General features: G+C 72.2%; 15 protein-coding genes. 10 read left to right on the top strand and 5 right to left on the bottom strand.

All coding sequences use genetic code 11. From position 1 onward, the window contains the following. Nucleotides 1–16 precede the first annotated feature (16 nt). Nucleotides 17–1,162 carry a YihY/virulence factor BrkB family protein gene (locus AB0J55_RS41310; protein ID WP_364262015.1) on the bottom strand — a complete coding sequence of 382 codons (1,146 nt, stop codon included), beginning with the start codon at nucleotides 1,160–1,162 and terminating at the stop codon, nucleotides 17–19. A 214-nt stretch (nucleotides 1,163–1,376) separates the two neighbouring features. Between AB0J55_RS41310 and AB0J55_RS41305 the strand changes: the two genes are divergently transcribed. From AB0J55_RS41305 to AB0J55_RS41285, 5 genes are all read left to right on the top strand, one after another. Continuing rightward, nucleotides 1,377–3,113, top strand: a complete 1,737-nt coding sequence (locus tag AB0J55_RS41305) for a DEAD/DEAH box helicase (protein WP_364262012.1) — start codon at nucleotides 1,377–1,379, stop codon at nucleotides 3,111–3,113. A gap of 545 nt (nucleotides 3,114–3,658) precedes the next feature. Next, nucleotides 3,659–4,798 (top strand): substrate-binding domain-containing protein, encoded by a 1,140-nt coding sequence (locus AB0J55_RS41300; RefSeq protein ID WP_364262009.1) that lies wholly within the window; start codon nucleotides 3,659–3,661, stop codon nucleotides 4,796–4,798. A gap of 90 nt (nucleotides 4,799–4,888) precedes the next feature. Next, nucleotides 4,889–5,662: an ATP-binding cassette domain-containing protein gene (locus tag AB0J55_RS41295; RefSeq protein WP_004561026.1), complete on the top strand. Its 774-nt coding sequence runs from the start codon at nucleotides 4,889–4,891 to the stop codon at nucleotides 5,660–5,662. A gap of 20 nt (nucleotides 5,663–5,682) precedes the next feature. Continuing rightward, nucleotides 5,683–7,146, top strand: coding sequence for an ABC transporter permease (locus AB0J55_RS41290; RefSeq protein WP_364262006.1), 1,464 nt, complete (start codon nucleotides 5,683–5,685; stop codon nucleotides 7,144–7,146). A gap of 11 nt (nucleotides 7,147–7,157) precedes the next feature. Further along, nucleotides 7,158–8,339, top strand: coding sequence for an ROK family transcriptional regulator (locus AB0J55_RS41285; RefSeq protein ID WP_364262003.1), 1,182 nt, complete (start codon nucleotides 7,158–7,160; stop codon nucleotides 8,337–8,339). Nucleotides 8,340–8,467: 128 nt separating this feature from the next. On the opposite strand, the gene AB0J55_RS41280 is transcribed toward AB0J55_RS41285, so the two are convergent. Beyond that, nucleotides 8,468–8,647 (bottom strand): hypothetical protein, encoded by a 180-nt coding sequence (locus AB0J55_RS41280; RefSeq protein ID WP_086862682.1) that lies wholly within the window; start codon nucleotides 8,645–8,647, stop codon nucleotides 8,468–8,470. Between the two features lie 317 nt (nucleotides 8,648–8,964). On the opposite strand from AB0J55_RS41280, the gene AB0J55_RS41275 reads away from it, so the two are divergent. From AB0J55_RS41275 to AB0J55_RS41265, 3 genes are all read left to right on the top strand, one after another. After that, entirely contained in the window at nucleotides 8,965–9,783 is an 819-nt protein-coding gene (locus AB0J55_RS41275; RefSeq protein WP_364262127.1) for an EamA family transporter, read from the top strand. Nucleotides 9,784–9,897: 114 nt separating this feature from the next. After that, nucleotides 9,898–11,256 carry a glutamine synthetase family protein gene (locus AB0J55_RS41270; protein WP_364262000.1) on the top strand — a complete coding sequence of 453 codons (1,359 nt, stop codon included), beginning with the start codon at nucleotides 9,898–9,900 and terminating at the stop codon, nucleotides 11,254–11,256. 39 nt (nucleotides 11,257–11,295) lie between these two features. After that, entirely contained in the window at nucleotides 11,296–12,078 is a 783-nt protein-coding gene (locus AB0J55_RS41265; RefSeq protein ID WP_364261997.1) for a hypothetical protein, read from the top strand. Here the strand turns inward: AB0J55_RS41265 and AB0J55_RS41260 are convergent. The 3 genes from AB0J55_RS41260 to AB0J55_RS41250 are packed head-to-tail and all read right to left on the bottom strand — an operon-like array spanning nucleotide 12,056 to nucleotide 15,380. Next, nucleotides 12,056–13,516, bottom strand: coding sequence for an amino acid permease (locus AB0J55_RS41260; RefSeq protein ID WP_364261994.1), 1,461 nt, complete (start codon nucleotides 13,514–13,516; stop codon nucleotides 12,056–12,058). The genes AB0J55_RS41265 and AB0J55_RS41260 overlap by 23 nt on opposite strands. A gap of 17 nt (nucleotides 13,517–13,533) precedes the next feature. Further along, entirely contained in the window at nucleotides 13,534–14,220 is a 687-nt protein-coding gene (locus tag AB0J55_RS41255) for a response regulator transcription factor (protein ID WP_364261991.1), read from the bottom strand. Continuing rightward, nucleotides 14,217–15,380 (bottom strand): histidine kinase, encoded by a 1,164-nt coding sequence (locus AB0J55_RS41250; RefSeq protein WP_364261988.1) that lies wholly within the window; start codon nucleotides 15,378–15,380, stop codon nucleotides 14,217–14,219. Before AB0J55_RS41250 ends, AB0J55_RS41255 begins: the two co-directional genes overlap by 4 nt. Before the next feature lie 109 nt (nucleotides 15,381–15,489). Here AB0J55_RS41250 and AB0J55_RS41245 point away from each other — a divergent pair, with 109 nt between their 5' ends. Both AB0J55_RS41245 and malQ read left to right on the top strand, forming a co-directional pair. Further along, the gene (locus tag AB0J55_RS41245) at nucleotides 15,490–16,062 is read left to right on the top strand and encodes a hypothetical protein (protein ID WP_364261985.1); all 573 of its coding nucleotides are present in this window, start codon (nucleotides 15,490–15,492) and stop codon (nucleotides 16,060–16,062) included. 84 nt (nucleotides 16,063–16,146) lie between these two features. Continuing rightward, the gene (malQ, locus tag AB0J55_RS41240; protein WP_364261982.1) at nucleotides 16,147–18,093 is read left to right on the top strand and encodes a 4-alpha-glucanotransferase; all 1,947 of its coding nucleotides are present in this window, start codon (nucleotides 16,147–16,149) and stop codon (nucleotides 18,091–18,093) included. Nucleotides 18,094–18,125 lie beyond the last annotated feature (32 nt).

The following is an 18,125-nucleotide window of genomic DNA, read 5'->3' as shown; positions in this document are numbered from 1 at the left end:
GTTGCTGAGGAGCGACTCAGTCTGGGGGTGGATTCCGGGTCCCCCCTTCGGTGGACCCCCGACCCTGAGCAGCGCTCGGTGCCGGTTCGGGCGCGCTCGGTGACGGCGTGTCCTCTTCGGACGGCCCGGCGCCGTTGGGGCCGACGTCTTCGGCGCGCGGGCGCCGCAGCGGCGTGGTCGAGCGGTCCCACAGCTTGCGGCCCTCCTCCGAGCGCAGCCGCTCGGACGCGCGTTCCATCTCCAGCCGCCGCCACCTGCGCCGCTGCCGCCGGGTCGCCTTGGCCGGCCACAGTTCCTGGATGGCGCTGTTGAAGTACGCGCCGCCCACGACGGCCAGCCCGATGAAGAACATCAGCAGCAGGAACGCGATCGGCGCGGCCAGCGCGCCGTAGGTGTAGCCGGTCTTGGTGATCCAGTTCAGGTAGACGCGCAGGCCGACCGAGGACAGCAGGAACACGACCATGGCGAGCACCGCGCCGGGCAGCCCGCGGTGCCACGGCAGCTTCCGCGGCAGCGCGAGCTTGTACAGCGTGGTCAGCGCGAGGGTGATCATCGCCCCCAGCGCGGGGAAGTACAGCGCGCTCACCCACGACGTCACCGTCGGGCGCCAGGCGGTGGGGAAGAACTCCGGCAGCAGGTCCGGGCCGATCGCCAGCAGCGGCAGCCCGACCACCAGGATCACCAGGCCGCACAGGTAGAGCAGGAGCGCGAAGATCCGCTGCCAGACGTCGTTGCGGACGCCGTACTGGTCGTGCGCGACGGTGATCGCGTCCACGAACGACGACATCGCCGACGAACCGGCCCACAACGAAATCAGGAAGCCGACCGAGACGATCTCGCCCTTGCCGACGGTGAGGATGCTGTTCACGGTCGGTTCGATGATGTCCTGGACGGCGTTCGAGCTGAACACCGTCCGGCAGAAGCCGATGATGCGGTCGTGCACGGCCGTGACCACGCCGGTGCCGAACCACTCGCCGACGAAACCCAGCGCACCGAGCAGCCCCAGCAGCAGCGGGGGCAGCGACAACGTCTGCCAGAAGGCCGCTTCGGCGGCCTCGGAGAAGATGTTGCCCTCCCAGGCCTTGGCGAACGTGCGCGTGACGAGCCGCCACGGCCCCTTGCGGGCCACCTTCGTCGCTGCGGACGGCTGCACCTCACCCATGACGTGTCCAGCATGGTCCATCCGTGCTGATTTGGCTCGTCACACCCCCTGCGGCCGGGCGTGTCGGCGGACGTCACCCGTGCCGGTGCCCGGAACTGTCGGACCCGGCCGGTAGACTCGCTCCAGTGCCCTCACCGCAGTCGCCGACACCGCAGTCGCCTACCACAGTGAGGGTTTTCGCACGTCAACGGCTCAAGCGAGGGGGAGGACCGGCATGACGGAGACGCAGCTCGGGGCGCCTCCCGCGGAGAAGGACTCGACCGCGCGCCCGCTGCGGGCGTGGCAGCGGCGGGCGCTCACCAAGTACCTGACGCAGAAGCCGAAGGACTTCCTCGCGGTGGCGACGCCGGGCGCCGGCAAGACGGTGTTCGGCCTGCGGATCGCCGCCGAGCTGCTGAGCGACCGCACGGTCGAGGCGATCACCATCGTCACCCCGACCGAGCACCTCAAGCACCAGTGGGCGGCCTCGGCCGCGGCGGCCGGCATCGCCATCGACTCGAACTTCCGCAACACCACCGGCGTCACGTCGTCGGACTACAACGGCGTCGCACTGACGTACGCGCAGGTGGCGGCGCACCCGACGCTGCACCGGGTGCGCACCGAGAACCGCAAGACGCTGGTGATCCTGGACGAGATCCACCACGGCGGCGACGCGAAGTCCTGGGGCGACGCGATCCGCGAGGCGTTCACGCCGGCCGTGCGGCGCCTGTCGCTGACCGGGACGCCGTTCCGCTCGGATGATTCGGCCATCCCGTTCGTCACCTACGAGCCGGATTCGGGCGGCTTCCAGCGCAGCAAGGCCGACCACGCGTACGGCTACGCGGACGCGCTGGCCGACGGCGTGGTCCGGCCGGTCGTGTTCCTGGCGTACTCGGGCGAGGCGTCCTGGCGCACGAGCGCGGGCGAGGAGTTCACCGCGCGGCTGGGCGAGCCGCTGACCGCGGAGCAGAACGCCCGGGCGTGGCGCACGGCGCTCGACCCGGCGGGCGAGTGGATCCCCGCGGTGCTGCAGGCGGCCGACACGCGGCTGTCGCAGGTCCGCCAGAGCGTGCCGGACGCGGGTGGCCTGGTGATCGCGACGGACCAGGAGTCGGCGCGGGCGTACGCGAAGATCCTGGAGCGCATCTCGGGCGAGATGCCGACGCTGGTGCTCTCGGACGACCCGAAGGCCTCGGGCCGGATCAAGGAGTTCTCCGAGACGAACGAGCGCTGGATCGTGGCGGTCCGGATGGTCTCCGAAGGCGTCGACGTCCCGCGCCTGGCCGTGGGTGTGTACGCGACGAGCGCGTCGACCCCGCTGTTCTTCGCCCAGGCGATCGGCCGGTACGTGCGAGCCCGCAAGAAGGGCGAGACGGCGAGCGTCTTCCTGCCGTCGGTGCCGGTGCTGCTGGAGCTGGCCAGCGAGCTGGAGGCCCAGCGCGACCACGTCCTGGGCAAGCCCCACCGCGAGAAGGAGGGCTGGGAGGACGAGCTCCTGGCCCAGGCCAACCGCACCGAGGACGAGCCGGGCGAGGAGGAGAAGGCGTTCACCTCCCTGGGCGCCTCGGCCGAGCTCGACCAGGTCATCTACGACGGCAACTCGTTCGGCACGGCGGTGTTCTCGGGGTCCGACGAGGAGCAGGAGTACCTGGGGCTGCCGGGGCTGCTGGAGCCGGACCAGGTGCGGGCGCTGCTGCGCAAGCGCCAGGAAGAGCAGATCGCGGACGAGAAGCGCCGGAAGCCCGCGAAGGAGGAGGCGCCGCCGCCGACGGCCCGCCCGCAGTCGGTGAGCGAGCGGCTGGGCGCGTTGCGCAAGGAGCTGAACGCGCTGGTGGGGATGTACCACCACCGGACGAAGAAGCCGCACGGCGCGATCCACAACGAGCTGCGGCGCGTCTGCGGCGGGCCGGTGACCGCCATGGCCACCGTGGAACAGCTGGAGGAACGGATCGTCACGCTGCGGTCCTGGTGACGGCGGCCGCTCCCGGGCGCTGTCGCCCGGGAGGCTGAAGTTCGGGTGATCACCCTCCGTCTCCGGGACGGCCGCATCACCGCACCGCGCGGCTTGTGACGCTGTGTGCCGCCTTGTCACCGCCGCGCCGCCCGTCCGTCCCACGCGGCGTGGCCGTTCGGGCAGTTCCGCACGCGAAGTCCGCAAGTCGGCGACCAATCACCCCGGCGGGTCGTGGATTCGCCACGCGTTGCGCTCGGTGCACACGAGCGGCCTAACATCACGGCTCGATGAAACATCGATGTAACTAACCGTGAGTGCTGGCGATCACATCGTCAGCGGATCTACTCTTTCCGGGCGAGGTTCAGCCCGTGTTGCCGAACCGTGTCCAATTGGTGTCATTTAATCGATCCAGCTATCTTCCCCGCAGCCGCTCAGCGGCATATGTTGTCGCCCACAACATATGCGCGACGGTGCGCCGGGCCTCCCGGATCACCGCCCCGCTTGGCCCGAAGCACACGCCGAGGGCCGCTCGTCACCAATGCTTGGATCCGGAAGGAACGAGGATGCGCAGCAGAACCCTTACCCTCCTCGCCGCCACGGTGAGCGCCGGTCTGGCGCTGACCGCATGCGGTACCAACAGTTCGAACAGCGGGGGCACGGGGAGCAACTCCGCTTCCTCGTCGGCCCCGGCCGCCGGCGGCGGCGCCAGCGGCAAGGTCGGCGTCATCCTGCCGGAGACCGCCAGCTCGGCCCGCTGGGAAGCCTTCGACAAGCCGATGCTCCAGGCCGCCCTCGCGGCGCAGGGCTTCGACGCCGACGTCCAGAACGCCCAGGGCGACGCCCAGAAGTTCTCGACGCTGGCCGACGGCTTCATCAGCTCCGGCGTCAAGGTCCTGATCATCGCCCCGTCCGACCCGGCCGTCGGTGCCGCCGTCGAGAACAAGGCGAAGACCGCGGGCATCCCGGTCATCAACTACGACCGCCCGAGCCTCGGCGGCAGCGCCGACTACTACGTCTCGTTCGACAACGAGAAGGTCGGCCAGCTGCAGGGTCAGGCCATGGCGGACGCGCTGAAGGACAAGGCCGGCGCGGGTGTCGTCCAGATCGAGGGCGCCCCGACCGACAACAACGCCACGCTGTTCACCAACGGCCAGGACTCCGTCCTCGAACCGCTGTTCTCCTCCGGCAAGCTCAAGCGGATCCAGAAGCAGCCGATCAACGACTGGGACAACCAGCTCGGCGGCACGACGTTCGAGCAGATCTTCCAGGCCAACGCCGGCAAGGTCGACGGTGTCGTCGCGGCGAACGACGGCCTGGCCGGCGCGGTCATCACCATCCTCAAGAAGAACGGCCTCAACGGCAAGATCCCGGTCACCGGCCAGGACGCCACCGCCGACGGCCTGATGGCGGTCATGCGCGGCGAGCAGTACATGACCGTCTTCAAGCCGATCAAGGAAGAGGCCGAGGCGAGCGCCAAGCTGGCCGCCGCGCTGGCCAAGGGTGACAAGGCGGGCGCCGACGCCATCGCCACGGGCAAGCTGCACGACCCGAAGGGCAACCGCGACATCAAGTCGGTGCTGCTCACGCCGACGACGATCCTGGCGAAGGACATCAAGACCGTCGTGACCCAGGGCTACGTGAAGGCGAGCGAGATCTGCGGTGGCGACCTCGCCGCCAAGTGCAGCTCGCTCGGCATCTCCTGAGCCTCCGCACCACCCCATGAACAGCCGGGCCGGGACGCGCACCCCGACGGCGCGTCCCGGCCCGGTCCCCACCCAGGAGAAAGCCCATCCATGAGTGAGCCCATTCTCGAGATCAAGGGCCTGAACAAGAGCTTCGGCCCGGTCCACGTCCTCCACGACGTGGACTTCGACGTGCGCGCGGGCGAAGTGACCGCACTGGTCGGCGACAACGGCGCCGGCAAGTCGACCCTCGTCAAGTGCATCGCCGGCATCCACCCGTACGACTCGGGGGCCGTGCGGTTCAACGGGCAGGACGCCCACATCCGCGGCCCGAAGGACGCGGCCGAGCTCGGCATCGAGGTCGTCTACCAGGACCTCGCGCTCGCCGACAACCTCGACATCGTCCAGAACATGTTCCTCGGCCGCGAGCGCGGCAGTTCCTGGAAGCTCGACGAAGCCAGCATGGAGAAGGCCGCCCGCGAAACGCTGGCCTCCCTCTCGGTCCGGACCGTGAAGTCGGTCCGCACGCCGGTCTCCTCGCTGTCCGGTGGCCAGCGGCAGACCGTCGCCATCGCGAAGTCGGTGCTGTGGAACAGCAAGGTCGTCGTGCTCGACGAGCCGACCGCCGCCCTCGGCGTCGCGCAGACCCGGCAGGTGCTCGACCTGGTCCGGCGGCTGGCCGAGCAGGGCCTCGGGGTCGTGCTGATCAGCCACAACATGGCCGACGTGTTCGAGGTCGCCGACCGCATCGCCGTGCTCTACCTCGGCCGGCTCGTCGCCGAGGTGCACACGAAGGACGTCACCCACGGCCAGGTCGTGGAACTGATCACCGCCGGTCGCTCCGGTGACCTCGGCCTGGCCCGGCCCGAAGCCGTGGTCCTGTGAGCGGGAAGAAAGAACCGGAAATGACTGAAACCCCTGCCAAGCACGAGGTCGGCACCCCCGCCGACGCGCTCGCGCAGACCCAGGCCCCCACCGGGGCCATCTCCGACTTCGGCATCGACACGACATCGATGTCAACCGGTGAAGCCGTCCGCGACTACTTCGCCCGCCTGCGGGCCGGTGAACTGGGCGCGCTGCCTTCGCTGTTCGGCCTGCTCGTGCTGGTCATCCTGTTCAGCGCGCTGTCGGACAACTTCTTCACGCTGGCCAACATCGCCAACGTGTTCCCGCAGGGCGCGGGCGTCATCATCATCGCGATGGGCATCGTGTTCGTGCTGCTGCTCGGCGAGATCGACCTCGCCGCCGGTGTGGCTTCCGGTGTCGCCGCATCCGTGATGGCCCTGCACTACGTCCACGCCGGGAACCTGCTGGGCAGCCTCGGGACCGGCGTGTTCATCACGTTCATCGGTGTCCTCGCCGTGGCCATGCTGCTGTCGGCGTACCAGCGGATCTGGGCGGGTGCCGCGCTTTCGCTGCTCGGCCTGCTGATCGTCGCGATCGGCGTCCCCGCCAACGCCTGGCTCGAGATCCTGCTGGCCATCTGCGTCGGCACCGCCATCGGCTCCATCACCGGCTTCCTGGTGTCGAAGATCGGCATGCCGTCCTTCGTCGTGACGCTGGCGCTGTTCATCGTGTGGCAGGGCGTCCTGCTGCAGTTCATCGGTGAGGGCGGCACGATCGGCATCAGCAACTCGGACATCCTGTACAAGATCGCCAACGGCAACCTGAACATCCTCGGCAGCTGGATCTTCTTCCTCATCGCGGCCGGCGGCTTCGCGGTGATCACGCTGACCAGCCACTTCAAGCGGCTCCAGCGCGGCCTGGTCGTCCAGCCGACCGCGCTGGTGATGGTCAAGGTCGGCGCGCTCGTCGTGCTGTCGGCGGTGGGGACCTGGCTGCTGACGATCGACCGCTCGCCGAACAAGACGGTCGTGACGATCCAGGGTGTCCCGTACGTCATCCCGATCATGCTGGCGCTGCTGGTGGCCGGGACCTACGTGCTCAACCGGACCAAGTACGGCCGGTACGTCTACGCGGTCGGCGGCAACAAGGAAGCCGCCCGCCGCGCCGGTATCGACGTGCCGAAGATCCGGGCGAGCGTGTTCGTCATCGGCTCGGCGGTCGCCGCCATCGGCGGCATCGTCGCCGCGTCGAAGGTCGGTTCGGTCAGCCCGCAGTCCGGTGGCCTGAACACGCTGCTGTTCGCGGTCGGCTCGGCCGTCATCGGCGGCACGTCGCTCTTCGGCGGCAAGGGCCGCGTGTCCGACGCCGTGGTCGGCGGGCTCGTGATCGCCGTCGTCATCAACGGCCTCGGCCTGCTCAAGCAGCCGGCCGCGGTGGTCAACATCATCACCGGTCTGGTTCTGCTCCTCGCCGCCACGGTCGACGCGCTGTCCCGGCGTCGCGCCGCTGCGTCGGCGCGCTGAACCGCCGTGGGATGATAAAGCCCGTGACCAGCACGCCCGTTGCTCGACCGGACGAGGTGCGCCGGCACAACCGCACGACCCTGCTCCGCCTGCTGCACGTCGGCGGGCCGAGCACCCGGGCGACCCTGGCCGCGGAGCTGGGGCTCAACCGGAGCACGATCAAGACCCTCGTCGACGGGCTCGCCGAAGCCGGCGTCGTCGAGGAGAAGGTGCCGAGGCCGGGACGAGGGGCGGGCCGCCCCTCGCTCCTGGTCCTGCCCCAGCCGCACGCGGCGGTCGTGCTCGCGGTCGACCTGCAGGTCGAGCACGTCGCGATCGCGCTGGTCGGGCTGGGCGGGCAGATCCTGGGCCGCAACAGCTGGAACCTGCGCGGCCGGATGGGCCAGCCCGAGGAGGTCATCACCCACATCATCGAGTCGACGGCCATCCTGGCCGGCGACCTCGACGTGACCCCGGTGGCGGCCGGGGTGTCGGTGCCCGGCGTCGTCCGGCGCGCGGACGGGCACGTGCACGAGGCCCCGAACCTGCGCTGGACCGACGTGGCGCTGGGCGAGCGGCTCGGCGGGGTGCTGCAGATCCCGATCCTGGTCGGCAACGACGCCGAGTTCGGCGCGGTGGCCGAGCACCTGCGCGGGGCCGCCCGCGGGGCGTCCGACATCGTGTACATCTCGGCGGACGTGGGTGTGGGCGGCGGCGTCATCGCCGAAGGCTCGGCGTTGCGCGGCGGCTCGGGGTACGTCGGCGAGATCGGGCACATGGTGATCCGCCCGGACGGCCGGCCCTGCTACTGCGGCAGCAGCGGCTGCTGGGAGACCGAGGTCGGCGAGGCGGCGCTGTGCCGGGCGCTCGGGCTGGCCGAGGACACCGCGCGCGGGGCGATCCTGTTCGAGCTGCGCGAGCTGGGCCGCGACCCGGAGGCGGCGATGACCCGGCTCGCGGAGTTCGCCGAGTGGCTGACGCTGGGGCTGATCAACGTCGTCAACCTGCTGGGCCCGCAGCTGGTGATCCTCGGCGACCTGCTGACGGTGCTGCCGGAGGCGGTGCTGCGGCACGTCGGCACCGAGGTCCGGCGGCGCAGCCTGGTGAGCCGCGCGGTCGGCGGCACCCGGATCGTCAGCTCGGCGCTGGGGGCCGACGGGCGGCTGCTGGGCGCGGCCGAGGTGGCGTTCGAAGTGGTCCTGGACTCTGTCTGATTTTCTGTCCGGTTTCGTGTCCGTAATCACTGCAGTTCGCTGCAGAACCGTGATTTCGGTCACGCATTTTGCAAGATGCAGAAAGGCGGCCGGTGCCTGTGCGCACCGGCCGCCTTTCGTCGTCTGTGTTACCGCTGGATGTCGGCGGACAGTTCCTTGAGCTTGGCCTCGTGCTCGCGGGCGTGGTGCCCGCAGAAGAGCAGTTCGCCGCCTCCGGAGAGGACAGCGCGTACCTGAGCTGCTGCTCCGCACCGGTCACAGCGGTCGGCGGCGGTCAGTTCGGGGCGGGTGAGCGTCGGCGTTGTCATGGGGGTCTCCCTCCGTCCCGGCACCGGTCGCCCGGTGCCATCGATCCAGCTACGCCCACTTCGGGACTGCTGCCGGTGGCGGTGATCGCCTCCGGCTCCGCGTGTTCGTGCTTCCACTGTTCCAGACGTTTCGCGGCTCGCAAGTGTTCCCGCGCCGGTGGGACCTGAGTCACGTCGATTTACCCCGGATGCCGTAACCGGATCCCGCATTCCAGGAGACGAATACCCGGAGAGTTACGTTTTCCGTGGTCAGGCACCATGGGACGGTGAGTACGGTGACTTCGCCGCGACGGCTTTCCGCGGGACCCGCTCCGCTCTTGTTCGTTCTCAGCGGAATTTCGATGTACGCCGGAGCGGCGATCGCGGTCGACCTTTTCGGCCACGCATCCCCCTCGGGGGTGGCCTGGCTCCGCTGCCTGGGGGCGGCGATGGTCCTGCTGGCCTGGCGCCGCCCGGGCCGAGCGGCCTGGCGCGGCCGCCGCCTGCTGCTGGCGATCGTGTTCGGCGTCGTGACGGCGGGCATGAACGTGCTGTTCTACGAGGCGATCGCGCGGCTGCCCCTGGGCACGGCCGTGGCGATGGAGTTCGCGGGGCCGGTGGTGGTGGCGGCCCTGGGGTCTCGGACGCTCCGGGACGCGTTGGCGCTGGTCCTGGTGGCGGCGGGCGTGGTGGCGATCGCGGACGTCCGGGTGGGCGGCAGCTTCTGGGGAGTGGTGTTCGCGCTGGGGGCGGCGTCGGCCTGGGCGGGCTACATCCTGCTGGGCAAGAGGGTCGCGGCGGGCGGTGACGGCATCGACAGCCTGGCGATCGGGTTCTTCGCGGGGACGGTGGTGCTGTCCCCGCTGGCACTGGGGACGGGGCCGGTGTGGTCTTCGCCGCGGTTGCTGGTGCTGGGGGTCGGGGTCGGGGTGCTGTCGACGGTGGTGCCGTACGCGCTGGACCAGGTCGTGTTGCGCCGGGTGGGGCAGGCCCGGTTCGCGACGCTGCTGGCGCTGCTGCCGGTGACGGCGGGGGTGATGGGGTTCGTGCTGCTCGGCCAGGTGCCGAGCGTGGTGGAGGCGGCCGGGACGCTGGCGGTGGTCGCGGGGGTGGCGCTGCGGAGCCGGGAGGCGCCGGGGCCGGAACCCCCGGGGTGAGTCACCGGGGCGGGGGTGGTCGACGCAACCCGCGGCCACCAACAGCGGATTGTCATGGCCCCCACCCCGCCCACCCGGGATACTGACCCCCGGGCGGCACGAAAGCGGGTGGCCATGACCAAAGCGGCATCAGCCGCGGCGAAGGACTTCGCCGCCGCCGGCGTGGGCGGTGTCCACCTCGCCTGGGCCGACAACAACGGCATTCCGCGCTCTCGCATCGTCCCCGTCGCCGGGCTTGCCGACGCCGCCACCCGCGGTGTCGGCGCCACCTCGCTCTTCGCCGTCTTCGACAGCCACGACGCCATCACCTACGCCCACCCCGGCCTCGGTACGCCGTCCGGGGACATCCGGCTCGTGCCCGTTGTCGACCGGTTGCGGCGGCTGGCCGGGCAGCCCGCGCTCGCCTGGGCCCCCGTCCGGCAGCTCACCCGGGAGGGCGATCCGTGGCCCTACTGCCAGCGGGCCGTCCTCGAACGGCAGGTCGCCGAGGGTGCGAAACGGGGCCTGGAGTTCCGGGCCGGCTACGAGCTGGAGTTCACCGTCGCTCCCGCCGGCAGCCCCGGCATCCTCGCCACGCCCGGGCACCCCGGGCCCGCCTACAGCCCGCACGCCCTCGTCGGCCTCGACGGGTTCGTCGCCGCCCTGCTGCACGACTTCGCCGCCAACGGCCTGCGGATCGGCCAGCTGCACGCCGAGTACGGCGTGGCGCAGCTGGAACTGTCGCTGGCCGCCACCGATCCGGTGTCCGCCGCCGACGACCAGCTGCTCGCCCGGCAGACCATCCACGCCGCCGCGCGCGTGCACGGGCTCGCCGTCAGCTTCGCGCCGATGGTCGGCGTCGGTGCCGCCGGGAACGGGTGGCACCTGCACACCTCCGTCCGCCGCAAAGGCCGCAACCTGCTCGAAAGCGACGACGCCGGACGACCGGGCGGAGACGGCGCCGGCTACCTCGCCGGGCTGCTGCGCGACCTGCCGGCCCTGACCGCGGTCACCGCGCCGAGCGTGCCCTCGACGCTGCGGCTGCGGCCCGGCTTCTTCGCGGGCGCGTACGCGTTCTGGGGCGTCGAGAACCGGGAGGTGCCGCTGCGGTACGTCCCCGGCTCGGTGCTGCTGGGCGCCGACCACGCGAACGTCGAGCTCAAGACCTCCGACGCCTCGGCCAACCCGTACCTCGCGCTGGCCGTGGTGCTGGCCGCCGGGATGGCCGGCATCGAGGACGCGCCCGCGCTGCCCGAGCCGATCGGCGAGGACCCGGGCGGCTGGCCGGACGACGACCGGGACGCCCGGGGCGTGCGGCGGCTGCCGGCGGACACCGCCGCGCAGGACGCCGCACTCGTGGCGTCGCCGCGGATCGCCGGCGTGCTCGGCGAGGAGCTGCTGGGCGCCTTCCGGGCGGTGCGGGCGTCCGACGCGGCCTGGGCCGCCGAGCGCCCGGCCGAGGAGATCGTCGCCGCCCACCTCTGGCGCTACTGAGCCCCCTATTCTGGTCAGGACGGCGCGATGAGGGGACCGATGTCTTCGGGGATCGACGGCGGGCAGCTGGACCTGTCCGGGGTGCGGTGGCTGCCCGGCGGCGCCCGGCTGGCCGCGGTGGCCCAGGCGGAACTGCCCCAGAAGGACGGCCTGGCCGCGGCGTTCTGCGGCCTCGCCGCGCTGCGGGCGGCCGGGCTCGACGTGCCCGACCAGGACGCCGTCGCGGCGGCCGCGGGTACCGTCCGCGGCCCGGTCGTGCGGCCGCGCGGCGAGGCCGGGCGGGCCGGGTTCCGGCTGCCGCTGCCGGTCGTCGACGACCCGGCCGCGGCGGGCACCCGGGTGTCCGGGCTGGCGGCGGCCGTCGGATCGCTCTCGCGCGGCGCCCTCGCGGCGGTGCCGGTGACGGGGGCGTGGACCACCGAGTCGCTCTTCGACCTGCTGGCCGGGCTGTGGGACGTCCCGCGCGTCGCGGTGATCGCCCGGATCGACGGCGCCGAGCTCGGCGCGCACGACACGCCGGAACGCGCGCTGCTCGACTACCTCGACACCGGGATCCCGCCACTGTGGACGTCCCGCTGGCGCCCGCCCGGCGGTCACTTCGTGCTCCTGGCCGGGATCCGCATCGGCGCCGAAGGCACCCTCCTGTCCGTTGTGGACACTTATGCGTCGTTGGGCGACAACGGAAGGCACGACCAGCCGGTCGAATGGGTGACGGCGGCGCTGGCCGGCCTCGGCGTCCTCGTCGTCGTCGACACCGGCCAGGCCGCCGTGGTGCGCGAAGCGGCCCGGGTCGCCGGACTCAGTCCGTCCTTTTGGGACTGACCGGCTCGGCGGCGAACCGGGAGTGCCGCCGCCCGTAGGCGAAGTAGATCACCAGGCCGATCACCAGCCACGCGGCGAACCGGATCCAGGTCAGCACGTTGAGGTTGAGCATCAGGTACAGGCACGCCAGCGCCGCGACCACCGGGACGACGGGCGAGAACGGCACCGTGAACGGCCGCTCCAGGTCGGGACGGCGGCGGCGCAGCACCGGGACCGCCACCGCCACGATGATCATCGCCGAAAGCGCGCCGATGCTCACCATGTCGGCCAGTTCGGAGATCGGGATGAACGCCGCCAGCACGGCGATCAGCACCGCGCCGCCGATGGTCATCCGGTGCGGGGTGCCCCACCGCGGGTGCGCGGTGCCGAGTGCCTTCGGCAGCAGGCCGTCGCGGCCCATCGCGAAGCCGATCCGGCCGATCGTCACCAGCTCGACCATCATCACCGACGTCAGCCCGGTCACCGCGCCGAGCGAGATCAGCGCGCCCACCCAGTGCTGGCCGACCCGGTCGAACGCGTCCGCCAGCGGGGCGCCGGTGTCGATGTCGGTGAACGGGATCATGCCGGTCAGCACGATCGAGACGCCGATGTAGAGCAGCGCGCACACGCCGAGCGCGCCGAGGATGCCGACGCGCAGGTCCTTGCGCGGGTTCAGCGTCTCCTCGCCGAGGTTCGCGAGCGCCTCGAAGCCGGTGTAGGCGAAGAAGACCACGGCCGCGGCGGTGATCATCCCGGCGATGCCGTAGACCGACTGCTCCAGCCCGAGCGCGGCCTGCACGATCGGCTGTTCCAGCACCGTCGAGCCGCCCTGGGGTGCCTGGGCCGGCGGGATGAACGGCGTCAGGTTCGCGCCCTTGACGAAGAACAGGCCGACCGCGAGCACCAGCACGCAGACCGCGACCTTCACGCACACCAGCAGGTTGGTCAGCCAGGCCGACTCCTTGATCCCCAGCACCGCGACCACGGTCAGCACGGCGATGATCAGCACCGCGCCGACGTTGACCTTCGCGTCCTCGCCGAACCACTCCGGCGACAGCCCGAGCAGGTTCGCGAGATACCCCGACCAGCCGCGCGAGACCACGGCCGCGCCGAGCGCGAACTCCAGCAGCAGGTCCCAGCCGATGATCCAGGCGAAGATCTCGCCCAGGGTCGCGAAGGCGTAGGTGTAGGCGCTGCCGGCCGTCGGGACGCTGGAGGCGAGCTCGGCGTAGCACAGGGCCGCCAGCCCGGCGACGACCGCGCCGAGCACGAACGACAGCGTCACGGCGGGCCCGGCGTGCGTCTTCGCTTCGACGCCGGCGAGGGTGAAGATGCCGGTGCCGATGATGATCCCGACGCCGAACCCGACCAGGTCGCGTCCGCGCAGCCGCCGCTTGAGTTCCCCGGAGTCCTGGCGCGCCAGGACCTCGTCCACGTTCAGCGTTCTCCGCACACCCATGAGGTGAAGTTAGAAGGTCACCGGCCCTCCCGCAGATCGGCCGCGGTCAGGCCGGTTTCCCGGGCCAGGATCGCGGCCTGCACGCGCGAGTGCAGGCCGAGCTTGGCCAGCACGCGGGAGACGTGCGTCTTCACCGTCGCCTCGCCGATGTGGAGCCGCGCCCCGATCCGGGCGTTGGACAGGCCTTCGCCCAGGCAGCCGAGCACCTCGCGCTCGCGGCCGGTCAGGTCGTCCAGGCCACGCGGGAGGGGCGCCGGTTCCGGGGCGGCCGCGGCGAACGCGGTGATCAGCCGGCGCGTGACCTGCGGGGCCAGCACGCCGTCACCGGCCGCGACGAGCTTCACGGCTTCGATCAGCCGCGGCGCTTCGACCGATTTGAGCAGGAACCCGGCGGCCCCGGCCCGCAGCGCGCCGTGCACGTACTCGTCGAGGTCGAACGTGGTCAGCACGAGCACCTGTGTGAGTCCCGCGGACACCAGTTCGCGGGTGGCGGCGATGCCGTCGGTACCCGGCATCCGGACGTCCATCAGGGTGACGTCCGGCCGCAGCGCCCGCGCCTGCCGGACGGCGGCGGCGCCGTCGGCGGCCTCGCCGACCACCTGGACGCCCTCGGCGTTGCCGAGGATGGTCGTGAGGCCGAACCGGACGGCGCTGTGGTCGTCGGCGACGAGGACGCGGACGGTCGGCGAAGCCCCGGTTGTCACCGCAGCCCGCCCACCGGCAGTTCCGCGCGGACCAGCCAGCCGTCGCCCGAGGGGCCCGCGGTGAGCTCGCCGCCCACCGCGTCCGCGCGTTCGCGCATGTTCAGCAGGCCCGTCCCGGCGCCGGCGGCGGGGAGCGGGCCGCGGACGTCGTTGCGCACCTCCACCGCGAGGACGCCGTCGAGGCAGTGGACGGCGACGTCCACCCGCCCGCCCGGGGCGTGCTTGACGGCGTTGGTCAGCGCTTCCTGGGCGATCCGGTACGCCGTCAGGTCGACCGCCGCGGGCAGCTCGGCGTCCACAGTGGACTCCACGTGCACCTCCAGTCCGCCTGCCCTGGCCGACTCCGCCAGCTTGGCCAGGTCCGCCAGCCGGGCGGGCGCCGTCGGTTCGCCCTCGTCGCCGTCGGCCTTGAGCAGCCCGATCATCGCGCGCATCTCCGCCAGGGCGCTGACACTGTTCTCCCGCACCGAGGCCAGCACCGCCTTCGCCAGGTCCGGGTCCGGCAGCGACAGCGCCGCCTCCGACTGGATGGCGATGGCCGAGAGGTGTCCCGCGATGACGTCGTGCAGGTCCCGGGCCATCCGCCCGCGTTCGGCGGCGACCGCCGCCCGCCGGTCCAGTTCCGCGATCTTCGCCAGCTGCTCCGCGTTGGCCCGCTCGGTCTCGGCGATGTCGCGCTGCCCGCGGACGTTCGCCGCCCACCACACCGGCGTGATGACGAACGGCAGCACACCGACCGCGGCCAGCACCGCGGCCCGCCACTGGTGCGCGAGGACCAGCACCGCGGCGAGCACGCCGGCCACGGAGAACGCGGCGAGACCGATCATCACGCGGCTGGTGCGCCGGGAGCCGTAGAGCGTCGCCGCGTACAGGAAGTCGGTGTAGATGACCAGCACCGGCAGCGACGGGCCGAGCCCGATGTCCACCGCGAGGACGGCCGTGGCCAGGACGAGCGCGAGCGGCACCCGACGGCGGAACAGGCCGAGCCCGCACAGCGCGGTCAGCTCCACCAGCCGCAGCCCGAGCGGCGCGTGGTCGTACGCCGTCACGAGCCGGTGGACGCCGGTCGTGTACACGAGGAGCCCGGCCAGCCAGGTGACCAGGGCGATCAGGCCGTCCTGCTGCCACACCGGGAGGGAGCGCAGGCGGGGGAAAGGCACCGGGTCATCCCAGCACACCGCGTGACCGGCCCGCGTCCGACGAAGTGATGACGCCCGGTCCCCCCTTCCGCGGACGCGCCCGGCGGCACGGGCGCGGGAGCGTGGCCGGGTGGACGAGATCGGGAAGTTCTTCGCGGAGAACCCGATGGCCGGCGTCATCGCGGCGGGCGAGATCGGGTTCTGGGTGTGCCTCGCGGCGGGGCTGGCGGTGCGGTACGTGCTGCGCGCCCGGCGGGTGTCGGCGGTGCTGCTGGCCATGGTGCCGCTGGTCGACGCCGGGGTGCTGGTGGCGACCGTGCTCGACCTGTCCGCGGGGGGCAAGCCGGGGTTCACCCACGGCCTCGCGGCCGTCTACCTGGGGTTCAGCGTGGTGTTCGGGCCGGGCTTGGTCCGGTGGGCGGACGCGCGGTTCGCCTACCGCTTTGCCGGCGGGCCGCCACCGCCGCAGCGGCAGGGGCGGGAGCGGGCGCGCTACGAATGGCGTGAGTGGGGCAAGTGCCTGCTGGCCTGCGGGATCGCCGCGGTGGCCCTGCTGGCGGCGATCTTCGCGATCGGCGAGCCGGCGCGGGTGGCGCCGCTGTGGGGGTGGTTCCCGCGGCTGGGCATCGTCTCGGTGGTCTGGCTGTTCGCCGGGCCGGTGTGGGAGGAGCTGTTCGGCGAGCGGGCGCAGGTGCGGCGGTGACGTGCCGCGGGGGTCGCTCCCGCCACCGGAGTGATGTCGCCCGCGCGGATGGCGGGAACGGCCGGGCACCGGAATGCTGGTGCCGTGCCCGAACAGATCCCCGCCCTGCACGAGCTCGCCGACCTCCACGGGGTCGCCACCCGGTACGAGAACGCCGACCGGGTCTGGGTCGACGTGGACGACGACGTCGTCGTCGCCGTTCTCGGCCAGTTCGGCGTCGACGCGACCAGTGACCAGGCCATCGCCGCCGCGCTCGCCGCCGCGCGGGAAGCCCCGGCCGCGCTGCCGCCGACCATCGTCGTGCGGGAGGGCACGCGCAGGACGCTGGGCGTCGACGCCGAAGTCGTCCTCGAAGACGGGACGCGGCGGCGAGCCGACGGCGAACTGCCCGCGGACCTGCCGCTCGGCTGGCACCGCGTGGTCACCGACGGCCAGGACGTCGTCCTGGCGGTCGTGCCGGCGACGCTGCCGCAGGTGCGGCCCGCCTGGGGGTGGATGCTCCAGCTCTACGCCCTGCACTCGGCCGGGTCCTGGGGTATCGGCGACTACGCCGACCTCGCCACCTTCGCCGCCCGGTCGGCCGCCGAACTGGACGCCGGGGTGCTGCTGGTCAACCCGGTGCAGGCGATCAGCCCCGCGCATCCGGTCGAACGCTCGCCGTACTCGCCCGCGAGCCGCCGGTTCGCCAACCCCGTCTACCTGCGTGTCACCGCCACCGAGACGTTCGAGAAGGCCGACGCGGCCACCCGGGCGGCCGTCGAGTCCCTCGCGCCGGACCGCGAAGGCGACCTGGTCGACTACGACGCCGTCTGGACGGCCAAGCGCGCCGCGCTCGAGCTGCTGTGGCCCCACCGCGCCGAAGAGCTGCCCGAAGACGGCGACCTGCAGGACTTCGCCCTCTTCTGCGCCCTCGCCGAGCAGCACGGCGCCGACTGGCGGGACTGGCCCGAAGAGCTGCGCGACCCGGCCGGTCCGGCGACGGCGAAGGCGCGGGAAGAGCTCGGGGAGCGCGTCGGCTTCCACGTGTGGCTCCAGCACCTGTGCCGGGTCCAGCTGGAAGCGGCGCGGCTGGCCGCGCGCGAGGCCGGGATGTCCGTCGGGATCGTGCACGACCTGCCGGTCGGGGTGCACCCCGGCGGGGCCGACACGTGGGCGCTCAACGACGTCTTCGCCGCCGACGTGCGGGTCGGCGCGCCGCCGGACGCGTTCAACCAGCAGGGGCAGGACTGGAACCTCCCGCCGTGGCGGCCGGACAAGCTGGCCGAGGCCGGGTACGCGCCCTTCCGGGACGTCATCCGGGGCGTGCTGCGGTTCGCCGACGGCATCCGCGTCGACCACATCGCCGGTCTCTGGCGGCTCTGGTGGATCCCGCCGGGCGAGCCCGCGCACCGCGGCACGTACGTCCACTACGACGCCGAGGCGATGGTCGGCGTGCTCGCGCTCGAAGCGCACCGCGCCGGCGCCGTCGTCGTGGGGGAGGACCTCGGGACGGTCGAAGAGGTCGTCACCGAAACCATGCACGAACGGGGGATGCTCAGCTCGGCCGTGCTGTGGTTCGAACGCGACTGGGACGCGCCCGGCCAGCCCTTCACACGTCCGGACGGCTGGGACCCGGACGCGATGGCCAGCATTTCCACGCACGACCTGCCGACGGTTTCGGGCTGGCTGCAGGGCGAGCACGTCCGGGTCCGGGCCGAGCTGGGCCTGCTGGACCGCGGGGTGGAAGCCGAAGCGCAGGCGGCCGCCGACGAACGCAAGGCGCTGTTCGAACTCGTTGCGCGCGAAGGGATTCCGGACGGTGACCCGGTCGTCGCGCTGCACACGCTGCTCGCGAAGGCCGCGTCCCGGCTCGTGCTCACCTCGCCGGCCGACGTGACGGGCCAGGTGCGGCAGCCGAATCTGCCCGGAACCGTCGACCAGTACCCTAACTGGCGGATTCGCCTGCCCGTCAGCGTAGACGGCTTCTTCACCGCGAAGGGGGTCCGCGCCGCGGTCGCCCCGCTGGCGGCGGCCCGTCCGCTGCCCCGGTAACGACCATCCCGTGGCCCGCGACCCCCGGGTGA

This window comes from Amycolatopsis sp. NPDC049688, from assembly GCF_040674975.1.
In the GTDB taxonomy this organism is placed as follows: domain Bacteria; phylum Actinomycetota; class Actinomycetes; order Mycobacteriales; family Pseudonocardiaceae; genus Amycolatopsis.
This window is presented reverse-complemented; position numbering and strand designations above follow the sequence as displayed.

What these genes read in the sequence shown, in the direction of transcription:
- AB0J55_RS41310 (WP_364262015.1), bottom strand. Translation starts at nt 1,162, where the DNA reads ATGGGTGAGGTGCAGCCGTCCGCAGCGACGAAGGTGGCCCGCAAGGGG.
- AB0J55_RS41305 (WP_364262012.1), top strand. Translation starts at nt 1,377, where the DNA reads ATGACGGAGACGCAGCTCGGGGCGCCTCCCGCGGAGAAGGACTCGACC.
- AB0J55_RS41300 (WP_364262009.1), top strand. Translation starts at nt 3,659, where the DNA reads ATGCGCAGCAGAACCCTTACCCTCCTCGCCGCCACGGTGAGCGCCGGT.
- AB0J55_RS41295 (WP_004561026.1), top strand. Translation starts at nt 4,889, where the DNA reads ATGAGTGAGCCCATTCTCGAGATCAAGGGCCTGAACAAGAGCTTCGGC.
- AB0J55_RS41290 (WP_364262006.1), top strand. Translation starts at nt 5,683, where the DNA reads ATGACTGAAACCCCTGCCAAGCACGAGGTCGGCACCCCCGCCGACGCG.
- AB0J55_RS41285 (WP_364262003.1), top strand. Translation starts at nt 7,158, where the DNA reads ATGATAAAGCCCGTGACCAGCACGCCCGTTGCTCGACCGGACGAGGTG.
- AB0J55_RS41280 (WP_086862682.1), bottom strand. Translation starts at nt 8,647, where the DNA reads ATGACAACGCCGACGCTCACCCGCCCCGAACTGACCGCCGCCGACCGC.
- AB0J55_RS41270 (WP_364262000.1), top strand. Translation starts at nt 9,898, where the DNA reads ATGACCAAAGCGGCATCAGCCGCGGCGAAGGACTTCGCCGCCGCCGGC.
- AB0J55_RS41265 (WP_364261997.1), top strand. Translation starts at nt 11,296, where the DNA reads ATGTCTTCGGGGATCGACGGCGGGCAGCTGGACCTGTCCGGGGTGCGG.
- AB0J55_RS41260 (WP_364261994.1), bottom strand. Translation starts at nt 13,516, where the DNA reads ATGGGTGTGCGGAGAACGCTGAACGTGGACGAGGTCCTGGCGCGCCAG.